Genomic DNA, 16,572 nt, shown 5'->3' on the forward strand with positions numbered 1-16,572 from the left:
TCTCCCTTCATTCAATTACTAGTAAGTTAGAACTAATTTGAAAATCAGCTTCTGTATGTCGTTTTACATCTTCTACTGTGTATGGGCTCATTAATTCTTGTAATATAAGTCCACTCGGAGTTACCTCCATGACTGCCATATCAGTAATAATTAAATCTACACATTTCTTTGAAGTTAATGGCAATGTACACTCTGAAACAATTTTTGCATTTCCGTACTTATCAACATGATTCATCACAACAACGACCCGTTTCGCTTTTTGTGCTAAATCCATTGCTCCACCAATACCTGGAACACGTTTTCCAGGTACAATCCAGTTTGCTAAATCACCATTTTCACTTACTTGTAATGAACCAAGAATCGTTATGTCTAGCAAACCTTTTCGAATCATCCCAAACGCTGTGCAGCTATCGAAATAACTCGCTCCTGTTATAAGAGAAGTTGGTAAACCTGCTGCATTACACAAATTTTCGTCTTCATTCCCTTTACTTGGCGTTGGTCCCATGCCCACGATTCCATTTTCCGCATGAAACATAACATTTATATCGTCAGGCAAATGATTTGGTACAAGCGATGGTATGCCAATACCTAAATTTACAATCATACCATTTTGTATTTCTTTCGCCGCACGCCTAGCAATCTTATCCCTCACTTCTACGCCCATACCCATTTCCAGTTCACTCCTTCCGACGGTACAATATAATTTACGAAAACACCTGGAACGACAATTTCCTCTGGATCTAAATTTCCAAGCGGGACTATTTCTTCTGCTTCTACAATTGTTATATCCCCAGCCATAGCTACATGAGGATTCATATTTCGTGCACTTTTGTCAAATACAAGGTTACCAAACGGATCTGCCTTCTTTGCATATACAATTGAAACTTCAGCAGTTAATGCTGTTTCAACTAAATAGGTCTTACCATTCATTTCAACTGTTCGTTTTCCCTCTTCCACAATTGTATCAACACCAACATCAACTAAAACACCACCAAGACCAACGCCACCAGCGCGAATGCGCTCTGCTAATGTTCCCTGGGGAGAAAACTCAATTTGTAATCTTCCCTCGTTTAGTTGCCTTCCTGCATTTGGATTGGAGCCAATGTGAGAAGTAATTAGTGATTTAACTCTTTCATTTGTAACAAGACGACCGATACCTACATCAGGAAATCCAGTGTCATTTCCAATCAAATTTAAATTTGTAACGCCTTTTTCTAAAATTGCCTGTATTAAAGATGGAGGGGATCCAATCCCTCCAAATCCCCCAAACATTAATGTCATATCATCATGGAACAAAGAAATTACTTCCTCAATTTCTTTTAATTTACCGAATGTATTTGTAATAGTTGTCATGCGATACTATGCCCTCCTTTTTGCATCATCTCTTCCACACTTTTAGAGAAAATTGAAAGTAATTCATCTAACTCGGAATATGTAGTTGTCATTGGCGGTGCTACAAGCAGTGCACTATCTTCTTTTCCTGCTTGCCCTGAAACGGCTTGATATAAAAGCAGGCCGTTTTTAGCTGCAACTGAAATAAGCTCTGACGCTTTTGTAAACGGTTGCAATTCTACTCCGATTAGCAACCCTTTTCCGCGCACATCAGCAATGATTGTCGATTGTTGCTGAACTTTCTGCAAGCCCTTTATTAAATAATCTCCCTTTTCTGCTGTTTTTTCAGGGAGATTATGTTTCTCCATATATTCAATAACAGCTAAAGCCGTTGCTGCAGACAATGGATTTGCACTTAACGTATGACCACTCATTACTGAACGTGATCCGCGTAATATTGGTTCCATAACACGATCACTTACAACTGTAGCTGCCATCGGTGTATATCCCGCTCCTAATCCTTTACCAAGTGTCATAATATCCGGCTCTACGCCCCAATGCTCCATCGCAAACCATGCTCCAGTACGACCAAGCCCAGTCATTACTTCATCCGCAATAAATAAAATATCGTAATGATTACAAATATCTTTAATGACTTTATAATAGTCTTTCGGCGGAACAACCGCGCCTCCAGCTGCTCCAATAACCGGCTCAGCAATAAAAGCAGCAATATGCTCTGCACCAATTCTTTCAATTGATCTTTCTAGTTCAGTCGCACATGCCAGCTGACAAGTTGGATATACCTTTTGAACAGGACATCTGAAACAATATGGAGCTGGTATAGTCGGATAATCTTCCAAAATAGATACGAAACGTTGTCTACGTAGTGGGTGACCAGACATCGATAAAGCACCCATCGTAATACCGTGATAACTCATCCATCTTGATAAAATTTTATGTTTCCCTTGAATACCTCGCTCTTGAAAATGCTGAATTGCAATTTTCATAGCTGTTTCATTCGCTTCCGTACCACTATTTACAAAAAAACTCCAGTTCAAATCTCCTACACTTAAATCACTTAACTTCTTCGCTAATTTTTCAGCTGGTTCACTCGTAAACTGTGATCTATAAACGAAAGCAATCTCCTCAGCTTGCTTTTTAATAACGTCTGCAATCTCCTTTACGCCATGCCCAATACCTGCCGTAATTGCTCCTGACGAACCATCAAAATATTTATTGCCATTTTGATCATACAAATAAACACCTTTTCCATGTGAAATCATTGGATACGGCTGACCAACAAGTGGTTTAATTAAGTAATCGCGCATAGCGCTCCCCCATTTCTCCAATTTGTATATATATATGAAGAAAATTGACGTTTCTTTCATAAAAAAGAATCCTCTGCAAAAGCAGTGAATTTATCAAAAAACTATTATAAAATATACAAATGAGTGCTTAAAAATATTTATAAAACAGAAAATTCAGAACTATAAAACGAAGACCAACCCTTTTCTATACGCCCAAATAACCCTCCCTTTTATATGAAATGACTGCATCACCAAATGTTTTTATAGCATAATGCCAGCTGTCCTTAAATACCGACATTCTGTACACTTCGACGGAACTCCCGTTAAACTCCTTCCTATTATCCTACTTTAAATTGCATATTTTAAAACAAATTTCGACACCCCACCTTACTAATCAATTCAGATTCATATTTAATATGTAAACTTTTCATTTTTAAACTATAAAAAAAGAACCGATTAACCACACTAATCAGTTCGTCATGACGCTCTCTTATGGGTTAATACTGTCAATTGCTAAAATAAATAGAAAAATGAAGTTTACAAATTCATCCTACAGCCTATAACACAAAACCTTTTCATAACTTCATTCACATCACAATTACTATCAGGATATCTCTATCCCGAAGTGGCACCCCTTTCCTCAGATTCAAACTATCTTTCCTTTATAATTTATGTAGGACAATTATCACTTTGTATGTGTATTTGCCTATAATTAAAAAAATCCCTAGTTTTCTAGCGATTTTTGGACATGTATTCAATATGTTAATTGAAATACACTTTCAATTTGGAATTTATTTTACTTTCGTGCAGTCATATGTACTGCTTTACTCTACGAAATTCTCGTAAGCACCAGCACCTCTTTATGACAACATATTTGTTGTCAATTTTTAATTTTCCCCTTATAAAATCTTTTTTTTTGCATAACCGCTTTCTTGCTTCGCATATAGTTTTAATGATGACAAAGGAGGAATGTTCATGTCTCAATCTGAAATCGAAAAATATGGACAAGAAGTTACGCAATACGAACAGCTCGCACGTTACTATCAGTTTCGTAATCCTAAAAAATATATAGAATTATATATGAAATATTACGATGCACTATCAAAACTTGTACAGGCGTATGAAACAAGAGACTCACAAGAAGCTGCTTTACCGTCACATATAAGAATTTTTCATGCCGATCCAAATATACCAGCAGTTGACATTTTAGTAAACGGACAAAAGGTTATTAAAAATATTTCATTTAAGCAATTCAGCCCTTATTTATCATTAGTGCAAGGTAAATACCGTATAGACATTGTTCCTGTCGGAAATGAAACTCCAATCTTTTCAGCGTTGGTACCAATAATGGGAAATCATACTTACACTCTTGCTGCAATAAATAGTGATAATCACCTACAATTACAGCCTATACTTGATAATACACATTTACCAGCTGGTCAAGCAAAAATACGGTTTGCACATTTCTCTCCAGATACCCCTGTTGTAAATGTAGATTTAAAAGATGGGGATCATTTATTTGAAAATGTACTCTTTAAACAAATAACCGATTTTTTGCAAGTTAGCCCTGGTACAGCAGATATTGAAATTTCACTCGCAGATAATAAAAACGTTTTATTGACTATACCGAAATTCAATGTTGAACCAAATGTTATTTATACAATTTCAATAGTAGGTTATTCAACTAAAGATCCTAAATTAGAAGCCGTTATACTCACAAATTAAAACAGTCTACACCATTCATTTGGTGTAGACTGTTTATTTTTGAAATGCAATTTGAAATTCTGTCCAATCGTTATCTGATCGACACATAATGGATCCATTATGTTTTTCCACAATTTGTTTACATACAAATAATCCAATACCAGTTCCTAACTTTTTAGTAGTTACAAATGGTTCAAAAATCGTTTCTACATTTTCAGCTGGAATCATTGGTCCATTATTTTTTATCACAATTCGAATAGCTTGATCTTCTTCAAATACATCAATGATAATTTTTCGTTCTTCTTTCATTGATTCAAGAGCATCAATTGAATTCATTAATATGTTTAAAAATACTTGTCTCACTTCACTTCGATAACCAACAAGCGGAATTGGATACGGTAAATTCTTTTCAATCAAAACATTCGCATTGACCAAACTCGGATATAAAAATTGTATAATGTCTTGAAACAAGTCATTAAGCCAAAACCGTTCCGATTCATTCCACATTTCTTTTTTTGATACGAGTAAAAATTGCGAAATACGAAAATTTAATTGATCTAATTCATGCGAAATAATATCTAAATACGATAAACTCGGATGATCTGCCTTTAATAATTTGACAAACCCCATAATGGAAGTAAGCGGATTACGAAATTCATGTACAAAACTAGCTGACATTTGTCCTAAAATCGTCAGTCTTTCTTTATGTGTTTCGTTAATATATTGCTGTTTTTCCTCTAAATTCTTCGATATAATTTCCGAGTATTTTAAAACGGTATAATAAATTAATTTGTCAAAACAAGTATGTATTTTTGCCATAATTGGTTTCAATTCACGAGCACTAACATCTAATTCACACATCGCTTCGAAAAGTTCATTTCTTCCCACGTTTGCGTTATAAACAAAATCTCCAATATTCGCATCTGCTCCAGCACGTTCAATAGCAATTTTCTCACATAACGGTTGAAGATAATTTATATCTTTATCTTCCATAGTAAGTTCGATAATTAACTCTAGTAAATCCTCTCCATTTTGAACTACTTCTAGTTTAAATGGATCTTTTTCGGAAATTATCATTTTGTTTTTCCAGTTCTCTACGAATTGGTGCCTATTGTTTTTCAAGTGTGAACAAAATATTTCTTTAATATCCTTATCGATTGGAAAAACCTCCATTCCCTCCATTTCCATACGACGAATACCCTTTATATTTTGAATATTAACACAAAAAATACGATTCGTTAATAGATTTTTGTCACATTTTGTTAATTTCTGTTGATAAAATTATTTTTTCTTTCTTATTTAACTAATTGTATGCAAATCCCCTTTTTCCTTCACATATTTTCATTATTTCCGTAGTCAAAACGACTTTTTTGCATCATTTTTAATTCTTGCGTACAATAGAAAATGAAAGGTGTGAAAAATATGGTAAATAAAAATGTGGAAGATTATCTCCAAGAAGGCATTTACGGCCAAAAGCAAAACAAACCAGAAGAACGTAATATGTATTTAACTACATTACGTGAGCGTGTGGAAATCGCTTTAACGATCGGTCAAGTAATGCAAAGTAATGTATACTCTGAAGTGGCGGGTAGCATGCGCCCTTCTCAATCATTACAACTCCTCCTAAATGGTGGCATTGCTTACCCACATTTATCAAAATACATTAAATTAGCAAACGAAAAAAATGTTCCTTTTACAATTGTTCAAAATAAAGATACAAAAACACCAATCGGTTTAGTATTAACTCATGCTACTGCTGTAGATAAAGAACAAATTTATGTAGAAGATACTATTTTCAAACAAGAAATGAAGTAAAAGTTACACTTAATTAAATAGTTACTAGAAGCGTAAAAAACGAGTATGGAATCGTAAACATTTCCTACTCGTTTTTTAGTGCAAGTTTTAAGTTTTTCTATTTTATTTTTTAATACATACTAATTTCATTTCTGTCATTTCTTCTATTGCATATTTAATTCCTTCACGCCCCGTACCACTTTCTTTCACACCACCATAAGGCATATGATCTACTCTGAACGTTGGTATATCATTAATCATGACACCACCAACCTCTAGCTCATCAATTGCACGCATTGCTTTAACTAAATTATTTGTAAATACACCTGCCTGTAAGCCGTAACGCGAATTATTTACTTGTTCAATCGCTTCATCAAATTCTTTAAATGTATTTACTGTCATGAGTGGGCCGAATACTTCTTGGCACTGCACAGATACATGATCTGGAACATTTGTTAATACAGTCGGTTCAAAAATTCTTGCATCGCGCTTTTTACCACCGCATAAAACAGTTGCTCCTTCCTTAATTGCTTCTTGAACCCACATATCAATTCGCTCTACATCTTTTTTTGAAATTAAAGCTGATACATCCGTTTCCTCAAGCAGTGGATCACCAACAACAACTGATTCCATCGCTTTCTTCAGCTTCGAAAGAAATTCATGCATTTTCGTTTCATGTACAAAAACACGTTGTACGGAAATACAAACTTGTCCATTATTAACAAATGCTCCCCATTTTACACGTTCAATTATTTCATCTGTTAACTCTACATCTTCATCAATGATAACAGCAGCATTTGATCCTAGTTCCAACGTAACTCGTTTTAGCCCAGCCTTTTGTTTTATTCCAATTCCAACTTTTGGACTTCCGGTAAAAGTAATAGAAGCAACGTAATCATTTTTGACGATGGCCTCACCAACCGTGGAGCCAGGGCCAGAAATGATATTTAAAGCTCCATTTGGCAATCCTGCCTCTTCAAATAACTCAACTAATGCATAAGATGATAATGGCGTTTGATCAGCTGGCTTTAATACAACTGTATTTCCGGCAGCAATTGCTGGTCCAACTTTATGCGCTACTAAATTTAATGGGAAATTAAATGGTGTAATAGCCCCTATAACCCCAATCGGCTTTCGGATTGTATATGCGATACGCCCATCCGCACCAGGTGCGGCGTCTAATGGCAATGTCTCACCATATATACGCTTCGCTTCTTCAGCTGCAAATTTGTACGTTTGAACAGTACGATCTACTTCTCCCCTTGCAGCACGTATTGGTTTTGCAGCTTCTTTTGCAATAATCTCTGCAAATTCTTCTCTTCTTTCATCCATTTTTTGTGCAACTTTCTCTAAAATAGTCGCACGATCATATGCAGATAATGTATTCATTTTTGTCATTGCATTTTTTGCAGCAGTAACAGCCTCTTTTACATCTTCTTCCGTTCCTTGTGCAATTTCCGCTAATGTTTCTTCAGAATATGGTGCGTACAATGGTTTATACGTGTTTACAGATTTCCAGTCTCCATTTATATATAAATGCTTTTTCATACTTCTTCTCCTTCCAAATATATGTATACAACAATACTTCACCTAGTGAAAGGTTTGACTTATGTCATTGTATCATAGCTCCTATCCCTCAAAAAACATTATGCTCAAAAAAACTCTGCTATATAGCAGAGTTTACGAGCTAATTTGCTCTTGTAACGAAATTTGTTTTTCATCTTCTAAAATAACAATCGATTCTACTATCTTTGTAACTTCTAATCTTTTTATATAATGTCCATCTAATTCTTTCACACAAAACTTATAATTTTCAATTTCAATGGAATCCTCTTCAGCAATCTCTATATTCTTCGTTAAAATCCAACCACCGATTGTATCAACACCATCATCATCAATCCCTAAACCAAATAACGTATTTACTTCACTAACAAGTACTTTTCCCTCTAGTATCGTCTTCGTTTCACTAACCTTTTGAATTTCTGGCTGCTCATCCGTATCAAACTCATCCTGAATATCTCCAACAATTTCTTCCAGAATATCTTCAACAGTAACAAGTCCAGATGTTCCACCATATTCATCTATCAATATAGCAATATGTGTTCTTTCTTTTTGCATTTTCAAAAACAAATCATGAATTGGAATAGAATCGATAACTAAAATAATTGGTCTCATATATTGCTCTACTGTCTTCTTATTAACAGCTTTATGTTGTACAAATTCAGTAAAAATATCTTTGAAATTCACAAAACCTATTACGTGGTCTTTGTCGCCATCAACAACTGGATACCTTGTATATTTTTCACGAGACATTTTTTGCAGAGCTTCTTCAGCAGACATCTCTTTACTTATAATATTCATTTCAGTTCGAGGTACCATTATTTCTTTTGCAATGCGATCATCAAATTCAAAAATTTTATTCACATATTTATATTCAGATTGATTAATCTCACCATTTCTATAACTTTCTGAAACTAACAACCGTAATTCTTCTTCTGAATGAACCTCATCATGTCCCTTCGGCGGTTTCAGCCCTAGCAGCTTCGTAATGATTCGAGCTGAACCATTTAATAGCCAAATGAATGGGAATGCAATACGATAAAAGAAAATTAACGGCTTAGAAACAAGTAAACTCACTTGTTCAGATTTTTGAATTGCAAATGTTTTTGGGGCCAATTCACCTATTACAACATGTAAAAAAGTAATTAACAAAAACACTAAAATCACAGCAAAAATGTCTGCTAGTTGAGTAGAGATATTCCAATTTGCAAAAAGCGTATCAAACATTTGCTTTAACGCAGGTTTACCAAACCACCCAATTCCTAAAGCTGTAACAGTAATTCCCAGCTGACAAGCAGATAAATATTCGTCTAAGTTTGTAATGACTGTTTTGACCGATTTTGCACGATTATTTCCTTCTGCAATTAAATAGTCAATTCGTGAACTTCTCACTTTAACAATTGCAAATTCTGCTGCAACGAAAAATGCCGTTAAAGCAATTAAAACAATCACTATACTTATACTATATATGTCCAAATACTTTTCCTTACTTACATTGTAAGCAAGGAAGCCACCTCCTACTTAATTTTATTCAAGTGAAGTAAGCATTCTAATACTCTAACAAAATTCTACATTAGCAACCACCTTTTTATATATTATATGCATACATAAAAAAGATATTTATCATTATGATAATCTAATTCATTTACACTCGTCAAATTATTCTAAATGTTACGATAAAACATTTTTATTTAAACGAACTATTCTTCTCAACTCAATTTCGTGAAAAAACACTTTCTTTGCCGATTCCACACTTCTTTTGTCGCACTAGAAGGGAACTTACTTCATAGCTCGAAATCATTCAACAGGATATATATAGGAGGGATTATTTTGGAATATAAAACACCATTTATCGCAAAGAAATTAGGTGTTAGCCCAAAGGCTGTTGTCCGGATCGCACAACAATTAAATCTTACGATAGAGAAAAACAAATATGGCCACTTTATTTTCACACAAGAGGATGTCGATCAAATGTTAGAACACCATCGATTTCAAATAGAGCAATCTCAAAATTCTCAATCTACTCAAAAGGCTTCCTCAAATGAAGTTGAGGAATTAAAAACTCAAGTTAATACAATTGTTCAAAACATATCATCGAATGATTTTGAGCAATTAGCTGATCAATTAAACACTATTACGAGAAGACTTGATCGAATGGAAGAACAAATGCAAGATAAGGCAAATGATGTCGTCACGTACCAACTTTTACAACACCGTCGTGAAATGGAGGAAATGTTAGAGCGAATTCAAAAGTTAGAAGCTGCCCTAACGAAAGAAGAACCCATTTATATTACTCCTGATTCAAAACCAACATATGAACGAGAAAAGAAACCGAAGCGCCGCAAAATGATTTTTAGTATATTTGGATTATAATTTTTAGACCCTTATTAAAATAATAAGGGTCTTTTTTAATGAAGAGTTATATCCTATACAAATATTATTCTCTTTATTATACATATTCACTTCGCTTTATTTCGTTAACATAATATTTTTACTGTATTCTGCAATTAATGCCTGTGCATGAGCATTCCCTTGAATCACATCACGAAATTCTTTTAAAGAATACAAATGCGTAACCCCTTTTCGAGCATGAATTCTTACTGGTACACCTTGTAAAGTATCATGAAACTGAAATGGATTATCTATTGGCTCAATTGGAAAACCAAGTGTAAGTAAATACATATACATTCTTTTTGTTACTGCTGCAATGTACCATTCAGCTTTTGTTTCTAACGCATGTATAAATAAAATAGCTGTTAGCCTTTTGAAATGTCCTCTCCCACGAGACGTTTTCGAAATACTTAACTTGCCTATTTCATATACATTCTTCAAATCTTTCACTAAATCATTTTTAGAAAACGGATAGAAAAACTCAGAATTTGATTGTTCAGGTACCGTATACTTAATACATTCCACTGTACCAATAGGATGTTCATCTTCTATTAATAAAAATCGTGATGGATTTAAATTACGTTCTACGAACATTAAGTTTCTTTCCTCACAAAAATCTCCCCATAGTTGCTCGAACCCAAAATGTTCTTCCTTTGTTTGAACACGCTGGAACATATTTAACCGCCTTTCCCATCGCCGCTCTGTTTTTGATAACGCTTTCACTATCTATCATATAAGAACAAATCTTCGTATGCAACTAAAAATATTTATGACTTATTATATTCTGCAAAATGAATTAGATTCCAATTTAATCGACTTTTATCCCGCGCTCACATTCCTTTTAATAATACATTTGTAGCACTTTTCAAATCTAAATTACATTATGTTTCTTTCCATACAGCATATAATTCTTCTTAATCTAAAGAAATCCTTTATGAAAAAGGATTTCTTTTACTTCTTAATGCTTTTTAACCATTTTTCAAAAATTTGTACCATCCCATGTTTTCCAGCTAATTTCTCTTCCCCTTGTTTCGTCTTATATGGATATAACTGCAAGAAAACACCGCATCCAGACTCAATTTTTTTACTATGCATATGGCTTCCTGGATATACACAAATGACTTCATAAATTGACCTTCGATAATAGACTCGCTTTCCATCCTGTTCTTCTACATACTTTATAGACCAGTACTTATACATTTGCTCAGTTGCTTTCGTATTTCCGACGTGCTGAAAAATATTGTACATTGGACTATACTTCACTTCAATAATAATAGAAGATTTATATACGTATTTCCCATCTTCTTTTACATAACAGTCTAAGCGAATATCTGGCTTCTTCGTATCCTCACCATTGTAAAAATTACTACCTTTACTTAATGCAATAAGAGGATGTGTTTCAATTAAGTCATTAAATGCAACATGCACCTTTATATCATCTCGTTCTAAAACTACTGTCGTTCCATCTTGTAATCCATCTACATAAAAATGTTCTTGTATTTGTTCACGGATAGAGTTTCTAGCTTCAAAACCAATTTGCTCTAAAATTGAAATAACGATAAAAAAAGCGTAATATTCATACACTAAAAACGTTGGCTTATAAACAAATAATAACGATGGAGATTGATCCGTATATTGCGGGAGTACTTCTAAATGATGTAGTAATTGTTGATGTGGTATCGGTAAATCATGTAAGTTCATGTTACTTGTTTCGGTAACTTCCCTCCAAAACGAAGAATGCATTAACATTTGAAAGTATTGTACATTTTCATGCACAATATGCGCCAATATTTTATATTCTTGTATTTTCATTGAGCTCTTTCGTAAATCGGCTTCTTTTAGTAAATGTATATTTTTATATTTTTGCTTCTCTCTATCAGTTACCGATCCATTACGCTCAATTGTTTGTATAATCGTTTTTACGGCTTGAAACTCTTCTGATTTTTTCTTTTTTTCTCTTTCTAAGATTTCAATTGTTTGACGTAAAAAACTTTTTGCTTCAATTAAATAATGATAAAATTGCATCGCTTTATATTTAAGAAATGCATTTTCCTTACTATTTTTTTGTTCCATAAACTTACGATTATAATGTTTGGCATAAGGTTTTCGTTCTGCCACTATAGTTCCTTTTCTTGTTGGCCTTCGCTCTTTTCCTTCCCATTTATATTCATTTATAAATTTTGAGCTTGATTCTATTTTCTTAAAGATTTGCTTTATCATTTTCATTTTTTGGGGTAACTTTCTAAGTAACACTAAATAAGAAGAATCCTCAATATCGCTAAGTGCAGAGAAGGTCTTTTTATAGTAACCTCTATCCAAAATCAACTCATTTAAAATTGACTTCACATAGTCTTGAATCATTTCAAATTGATCATCAAAAAAGTTTTTCGGTACGATTTGAAATGCGCCATAATACGTTGTCTCTTCTATACGCACTTCAAAATGGTATAAACCACAGCGCCATGGATAAAAGAATTCTGTTTTCCCATGTTCATATATTAATACTCTTTGTTTTTTTTCATTTATTTCATATTGAGCCTCTTTTATATTTTTCTGTCCCTCATATACTTTATTCCATATAAAAGTAATATTCATTGGAATTTCATAATTGTACTGCAATCTTATTGGTTTTAATTCTTGTACTTTATAAATACATTGAACTAATGCTGTAGTAGATGTACAAAGACGATTTAATAAAATATAATCTCCTTTCCCCTCATTTCCAATGATTAACTTTAATACAAAAGGGAGCGTTTCATTCGTATCAACGATTTTTGTTTCGTAACGCCCTTCATTTTGCATATCCATACAGCTCCAGTTCTCTACGTTTTTCTCGTATATATGCTAAAGAGTGTTCAAATGTAGATACTCTGTTTGCAAGTGCAGATTGCAAAAGAGGTACTAAGGTCGCCCCCCTTTTTGCTTCTTCAGAAAGTAAAGGCCCAACCATCATTTCGGTCCCTCTGATTTTCGTCAATACACGCTGCTTTATTTGTAAATCAAACCCCTCTTCTCTACTGATCATATAGGTATGATTATTTTGGAACGGTATGTTTTGCAAATAAGTCGCAATTGCATTTGCACATCGGAAAGAAATTCCCTTAGACGCGTCATGTGATGACAATACGACATGCAACTTATCTAATAGCTCTAATTCTTCTTCAGAAAACACTTCAATCATCGCTTTATTTCTCATCCAATTTATCCGAAATTCTCCCGCTGTTACTTTCAAAGGTGGATGTAATACGACTTTCCCCTGTTCCATGTCCATCTCACAAAACGGAATTTTCTGTAACGTTATTAGGTTCGTTCGATCTAATAATCGATCAGAGAGCTCTTTTGTTGTTTCATCAAAATTCACAGTACCTACAAATATAATATTTTCTCCAATTTCAATTGTTGATGGAATTGAATTCTCTATGTCCTGTACACCCTCATACAAGTTTAAAATACGATTTTTTGTTTCAAGTTCAAGAACAGATAGAAACGGAGTAAACCAATGCTCAATATAAGACATGTTCATTTCATCAAAAACGATTATATACAGTTGATTGGGATTTTCTTTCGCCTTCATTAACGTTCTAACTAACTTCGTTTCACTTTCAATAAAAGTACCATTTGGATGAAGGTAACCAAGTAAATCATGTGGTTCTTGATACGATGGCGAAATCGGAATCCAAACCAACTCTTCCCCATACTGTAACCCTAATGCTTCTGCATAAGTTTGCACAAACCGTGATTTCCCAACGCCCGGTATACCACCAAGAATCGTTAACATATTTGTTTTTACACTTATATGGAAATTATAAATATCCGTTTCATCCAAATATAACCCTTTATTATGCACCATACTTTGTACATACTGTAAAAAAGACGATTCACGCTCATCCCATTCCCATTCATCTTTTTGTACTTTTATATCCTCTACTTCAACTAGCTTACCTTCTTCATGCATTCGTTTTTTTAATTGCTCATACACATAATCACTTACAAAATATAATTGATCTTCTACCGCTATTTCTACATACTTCGTCCAGTCACTGCAGTTTATATATTTACATTCACGTTTCTGTTCAAAATAGGCGATTGAGCTAATTGATGACTTTAGGGATATGTTTCCGTAAAGTCTTCCATCGTGCCACAATAATTCGGGAGGCTCAAAGTCTTTCGGAAATTTTGGCATAAGAAATGATAAATAACCGTTGCTAAGTTTTCGTTCTAAAGATTCTCTTTTTTTATTATTTGTAACTTTAGGTGCCGGAATCATTTTATAGCTGCTTGCTATTTCTTTCGGTTCTTCTGTACATATTAACTCCACGTATACATTTCCTCTTTCATAATAAAGACGAAACATTACTAGTTGCTTTTCTAATTTCCTCTTCTTTAATTCCGAAAAGATTTTTTCATTCTTTTTATTGCTACATAACCCTTCAAATACATATGGTTCATTTGTAAATTGTTCCTGTAAAGTGAATGGTATTGGCGATAAGCATTGTACAAAGAAATTCTCTCCACTCTTCTCTTTCTCAGCTTTTGTAAATTTCCCTAAAAATCTCATATAGTACATTCGTTTTATAAAACTTGGCTGAAGAGCTTTATGTAATTTCACCTTAGTCACCTTCTTTTTTCATACTATTCTTAGTGTATGAAAGAAACGAAAAACTAGAAATAAAAAACCTGACGTTATCCGCCAGGTTCAAAATAAAAACTTATATTAATGAGAAGGAAATGCTTTTTTCTCTTGTAAAATTGCATTATGAGCAATTTTCATTTTCGCAAGTACGTAACGTAATCGATCTTCAGCGTTTTCATCTTTACTTATTTGTAATTCCGCCAAATTTTCAACAGAACTTGCTAAATTTTCAATGACTCCTCTCAGTTCAGGATGATGATTAAAAAAAGATTCTTGCACTAATACTTTCCTTAACTCACTAGCTAAATCAATTATTCTAGACAACTGTTCTTTTTTTTCCATTCTCATCCCTCCTGAATATCTTATGTAGTAAATATTCTCTAAACAAAGAAAAAAGCCCTTTAAATGAAAAGGACTTTTTACATTTTTATATTTCCAGTTAATAACATATATATGGATGTGATAGCCGCAACAATAATTGCCCACATCACATATTTCTCTGCACCTACAAAGCAACGGTTCCCTTGTTCTTTTCTTGCAAACGTGTAAACAATAATTCCAATTCCATACACAATTGAAACGAGTAGTAAATTCTTTAAACCAGCTGCATAAAGAAGCCATACAGAGTAAATAGAAGCAATTAAAGCCAACGCTCCGTTCTTTAATTTTGCGTCTTTTAGCTCGTTTGTAATGACTAATTTAAATTGGAATAACGCTGATAATAAATATGGTAATAAAATTGATGTTGATGCAATGAAATACATAATTTGATATGTCGATTCCGAAAACAAAACGATGATAAATATAATTTGGGCAACACCATTTGAAATCCATAATGCCATGTGCGGTGTTTGCTTTTTATTTGTTTTCGTAAAGACTTTCGGAAATACGCCATCTTTTCCTGCTACATGAGAAATTTCAGAAACAAGTAAAAACCAGCCAATTAATGTACCGACAAGTGAAGCAACTAATCCGATGTTAATCGCAACTGCACCCCATGGGCCAACAACGTGCTCTAATACATGTCCCATTGACGGAGTTTCTAACACAGAAAGTTCGCCTCTTGTCATAGCTCCCATTGACAGGACAGAAATTAAAATATAAATGGACATTACTAAAATAAGTCCCAATACTGTTGCCTTACCAACATCTCGACTATTCTTCGCTCTTCCAGATAATACAACCGCTCCTTCAACTCCAATGAAAACCCAAAGTGTTACAAGCATTGTATTTTTCACTTGACCAAGTATAGCGGAAAGTGAGATCGTTCCTTCTCCCCAAAAATCATGTGTAAATGTGTCCCAGCGAAAGGCTGTTACCATTACAACAATAAATAAAACGATTGGAACTAACTTCCCTATTGTTGCGATAACATTCATAATAGAAGCTTCACGGATCCCAAATAAAATTAGAAAATGAAGTGTCCATAATAAAAGTGATGCCCCAACGATAGACGCAACATTATTTCCTCCTTTGAAAATTGGAAAGAAATAACCTAATGTACTAAACAGTAACATAATTGTTGCGACATTACCTAAGATTCCTGCTAGCCAATATCCCCAAGCACTATTAAATCCAATATATTCACCAAAACCAGCACGTGCATAACTATAAATTCCACCTTCAAGTTCCGGTTTTTGTCTTGCTAACGTTTGATATACGAGCGCAAGGGGAATCATTCCCATCGCTGTAATACACCAGCCAATTATTATTGCACCACTGTTTGCTCCTACTGCTAAATCATGCGGTAAACTAAAAACACCGCCACCAACCATTGTTCCAACTACTAATGCGATTAATGGAAAAAATCCTAACTTCTTTTCTATTTGTACCACCCCATCTGTCATTCTA

14 protein-coding genes are annotated in these 16,572 nt (G+C 33.9%); 3 read left to right on the plus strand and 11 right to left on the minus strand.

Translation table 11 applies throughout. The annotated features are described in order from the left end of the window. Positions 1-7: 7 nt before the first annotated feature. Genes EBQ15_RS09405 through EBQ15_RS09415 form a run of 3 tightly spaced genes read right to left on the minus strand, consistent with a single transcriptional unit; the run spans position 8 to position 2,660 of the window. A complete protein-coding gene (locus EBQ15_RS09405) occupies positions 8-670 on the minus strand; it encodes a CoA transferase subunit B (protein ID WP_000525278.1) in 663 nt (220 codons plus the stop codon). After that, a complete protein-coding gene (gene atoD / locus EBQ15_RS09410; RefSeq protein WP_000208106.1) occupies positions 655-1,353 on the minus strand; it encodes an acetate CoA-transferase subunit alpha in 699 nt (232 codons plus the stop codon). The genes EBQ15_RS09405 and atoD overlap by 16 nt, the downstream gene beginning before the upstream one ends. Next, complete coding sequence (locus tag EBQ15_RS09415; RefSeq protein WP_001205897.1) at positions 1,350-2,660, minus strand: aspartate aminotransferase family protein; 1,311 nt, start codon at positions 2,658-2,660, stop codon at positions 1,350-1,352. The genes atoD and EBQ15_RS09415 overlap by 4 nt, the downstream gene beginning before the upstream one ends. Positions 2,661-3,614: 954 nt before the next feature. Here EBQ15_RS09415 and EBQ15_RS09420 point away from each other — a divergent pair. Next, positions 3,615-4,364: a DUF4397 domain-containing protein gene (locus EBQ15_RS09420; protein ID WP_000083284.1), complete on the plus strand. Its 750-nt coding sequence runs from the start codon at positions 3,615-3,617 to the stop codon at positions 4,362-4,364. 33 nt (positions 4,365-4,397) lie between these two features. On the opposite strand, the gene EBQ15_RS09425 is transcribed toward EBQ15_RS09420, so the two are convergent. Continuing rightward, entirely contained in the window at positions 4,398-5,531 is a 1,134-nt protein-coding gene (locus EBQ15_RS09425; RefSeq protein WP_000425086.1) for a BA2291 family sporulation histidine kinase, read from the minus strand. 234 nt (positions 5,532-5,765) lie between these two features. Here EBQ15_RS09425 and EBQ15_RS09430 point away from each other — a divergent pair, with 234 nt between their 5' ends. Then, a complete protein-coding gene (locus EBQ15_RS09430) occupies positions 5,766-6,158 on the plus strand; it encodes a YueI family protein (RefSeq protein ID WP_000247557.1) in 393 nt (130 codons plus the stop codon). A 102-nt stretch (positions 6,159-6,260) separates the two neighbouring features. Here the strand turns inward: EBQ15_RS09430 and EBQ15_RS09435 are convergent, their stop codons facing one another. Both EBQ15_RS09435 and EBQ15_RS09440 read right to left on the minus strand, forming a co-directional pair. Next, positions 6,261-7,685 (minus strand): aldehyde dehydrogenase family protein, encoded by a 1,425-nt coding sequence (locus EBQ15_RS09435; RefSeq protein ID WP_000716457.1) that lies wholly within the window; start codon positions 7,683-7,685, stop codon positions 6,261-6,263. Between the two features lie 132 nt (positions 7,686-7,817). Continuing rightward, positions 7,818-9,173, minus strand: coding sequence for a hemolysin family protein (locus EBQ15_RS09440; RefSeq protein WP_002098489.1), 1,356 nt, complete (start codon positions 9,171-9,173; stop codon positions 7,818-7,820). A 354-nt stretch (positions 9,174-9,527) separates the two neighbouring features. Here EBQ15_RS09440 and racA point away from each other — a divergent pair, with 354 nt between their 5' ends. Then, the gene (racA, locus tag EBQ15_RS09445) at positions 9,528-10,070 is read left to right on the plus strand and encodes a chromosome-anchoring protein RacA (RefSeq protein WP_000456022.1); all 543 of its coding nucleotides are present in this window, start codon (positions 9,528-9,530) and stop codon (positions 10,068-10,070) included. 96 nt (positions 10,071-10,166) lie between these two features. On the opposite strand, the gene EBQ15_RS09450 is transcribed toward racA, so the two are convergent. The 5 genes from EBQ15_RS09450 to EBQ15_RS09470 all read right to left on the minus strand — a co-directional run bounded on the left by EBQ15_RS09450 (position 10,167) and on the right by EBQ15_RS09470 (position 16,568). Further along, positions 10,167-10,763 carry a hypothetical protein gene (locus tag EBQ15_RS09450; protein ID WP_000487795.1) on the minus strand — a complete coding sequence of 199 codons (597 nt, stop codon included), beginning with the start codon at positions 10,761-10,763 and terminating at the stop codon, positions 10,167-10,169. Between the two features lie 276 nt (positions 10,764-11,039). After that, positions 11,040-12,890, minus strand: coding sequence for a hypothetical protein (locus EBQ15_RS09455; RefSeq protein ID WP_001178740.1), 1,851 nt, complete (start codon positions 12,888-12,890; stop codon positions 11,040-11,042). Then, the gene (locus EBQ15_RS09460) at positions 12,880-14,697 is read right to left on the minus strand and encodes an AAA family ATPase (RefSeq protein WP_000766199.1); all 1,818 of its coding nucleotides are present in this window, start codon (positions 14,695-14,697) and stop codon (positions 12,880-12,882) included. The genes EBQ15_RS09455 and EBQ15_RS09460 overlap by 11 nt, the downstream gene beginning before the upstream one ends. A gap of 105 nt (positions 14,698-14,802) precedes the next feature. Beyond that, on the minus strand, positions 14,803-15,063 hold the full coding sequence (locus EBQ15_RS09465; protein ID WP_000412089.1) for a hypothetical protein: 261 nt from the start codon (positions 15,061-15,063) through the stop codon (positions 14,803-14,805). A gap of 77 nt (positions 15,064-15,140) precedes the next feature. Further along, entirely contained in the window at positions 15,141-16,568 is a 1,428-nt protein-coding gene (locus EBQ15_RS09470; protein ID WP_000129444.1) for a basic amino acid/polyamine antiporter, read from the minus strand. Between the last annotated feature and the right edge of the window lie 4 nt (positions 16,569-16,572).

This window comes from Bacillus sp. 2D03, assembly GCF_003946765.1.
GTDB classification, from domain to species: domain Bacteria; phylum Bacillota; class Bacilli; order Bacillales; family Bacillaceae_G; genus Bacillus_A; species Bacillus_A cereus.